We start from the raw sequence: 1,746 nt of genomic DNA on the forward strand, positions 1-1,746 counted from the left end.
AGGTCGAGCACCGGCAGCATGAAGCGGTAGATCTTCGGCTTGTGCGCGGCCCAGATGCCGAGTGGCACACCGATGGCCATCGAGGCGGCGGCGGCGGCAACCACCAGCACCAGCGTCTCTACCGTCTGCTTCCAGAGGTTCTGGTTGAGGATGAACAGCAACCCGAGAAAGACAGCCACGGCCAAGCCTCTCGATCGCTGCAGATAATAGGCAAGCAGTGCAATCAGCGCGATCAGAAGGACGGGCGGTACCAGCAGCAGCGAGTCGACCACTCCGTCGAGCAGGAAATTCAAACCGCCGGAGAGACCGCGGAAGAAGGTATTGAAATTGTCGGTAAGGAAGGTGAAGAACGCTTTGCCCCATTCGCCTATGGGGATCTTATAACTGACAAAGAATTTTGAAATCGGATCCATCTTGCCCCTCTTTGGCAGTCGCCGTCCTTGCCGGACGGTCATCTTGTCACAGGATATGAAAAAGGGCAGCCCTTTCTACAGTGACTGCCCTTCTTGATCGGTCACGCCGAACGCAAGACCTGCTCAGCTTCCGAGCGCAGTCTTCACGGCTGCAGCGGCGTCGCCGCCATCGAACGTGGTCACGCCGGCAATCCACGGGGCAACCGCGTCCGGATGCTTCTTGAGCCAGTCGGTCGCAGCCGTATTGGCGTCAGCGCCCTTGAGGATCGCGTCCATTATCTCGCCTTCCATATCGAGATTGAACTTCAGGTTGGCGATGAACTTGCCGGCATTCGGGCACTCGGTGGTGTAACCCTTGCGCACATTGGTATGGACAGTGGCGGCGCCGAAGCCGCTGTCGCCCATGCCATCGAGATAGGTGATCTTCATGGCACCCATCACCGGATGCGGCGTCCAGCCGAGGAAGGCGATCCATTCATTGCTCTTCATCGACTGCTCGGCCTGCGTCAGCATCCCGGCCTCCGAGGATTCGACCAGCTCGAAGCCTTCGAGGTTGTCTTTCGGGTTCTTGATCATGTCGAGGATGATGCGGTTGCCGTCATTGCCGGCCTCGATGCCATAGATCTTGCCGTTGAACTTGTCCTTGAACTTGCCGATATCGGTCAGCGATTTCACGCCGGCGTCAGCGACATAGGTCGGCACGACGATGCCGTAGCCGGCGCCGGTCAGGTTGGTGCTGATCGTCTCGACCGAGCCATCGGCGGTATAGTCCTTGATGTCGTTGGTCATCGACGGCATCCAGTTGCCGAGGAACACGTCGAGATCCTTGTTCTTCAGCGACGCCATGGTCACGGGCACCGACAGCTGGATCGTCTGCGGCTCATAGCCGAGCGCGGTCAGCAGCACGGAGGCGATGCCGGTCGTCGCCTGGATGTCGGTCCAGCCGACATCGGAAAGGCGCACCGCCTTGCAGCTCGCCGGATCGCCGGCAAAGGCAGCGCTGGTGGACAAAAAAGCCGCCAGGCCGAGGCCGGCGACGAAAGAGTTCATACGCGACATAGACAGTCTCCCATTGTTATTCTTGGCGAAGCGTAGCTACGGTTTCTATGCCCGCCTTGTTTCGTCAGCCAAACACCATTTTGGTGTGGTTTCAAGCATTAAGACAATCACGATCAACGGCGCGGGCTGGCCAATCAGCGACACATCAGGCGCTTTTGTCATGCCGGACGGTTTTTTCGAAGACGGGCCGGCTTTTTCAGGGGAATGCGGGCGACCGCCCCTCCCCGTGTCAGGCCAAGTCGGCTTAAAAGAGCGGCATGGCCAAGCTGTACTT

General features: G+C 58.9%; 2 protein-coding genes and 1 pseudogene. 1 reads left to right on the forward strand and 2 read right to left on the reverse strand.

Going from position 1 to position 1,746, the window contains the following annotated elements:
• Together EN750_RS32860 and EN750_RS32865 are read right to left on the reverse strand one after the other, a co-directional pair.
• A pseudogene (locus EN750_RS32860) lies at positions 1-413 on the reverse strand (choline ABC transporter permease subunit); the annotation flags it as partial.
• Positions 414-536: 123 nt separating this feature from the next.
• Entirely contained in the window at positions 537-1,472 is a 936-nt protein-coding gene (locus tag EN750_RS32865; protein ID WP_127266554.1) for a choline ABC transporter substrate-binding protein, read from the reverse strand.
• A gap of 22 nt (positions 1,473-1,494) precedes the next feature.
• Between EN750_RS32865 and EN750_RS40105 the strand changes: the two genes are divergently transcribed.
• Positions 1,495-1,746: hypothetical protein (locus EN750_RS40105; protein ID WP_210212790.1), on the forward strand; the 252-nt coding region annotated here is incomplete at its 3' end.

The sequence above is a fragment of the Mesorhizobium sp. M7A.F.Ca.ET.027.03.2.1 genome (assembly GCF_003999175.1).
Lineage (GTDB): Bacteria > Pseudomonadota > Alphaproteobacteria > Rhizobiales > Rhizobiaceae > Mesorhizobium.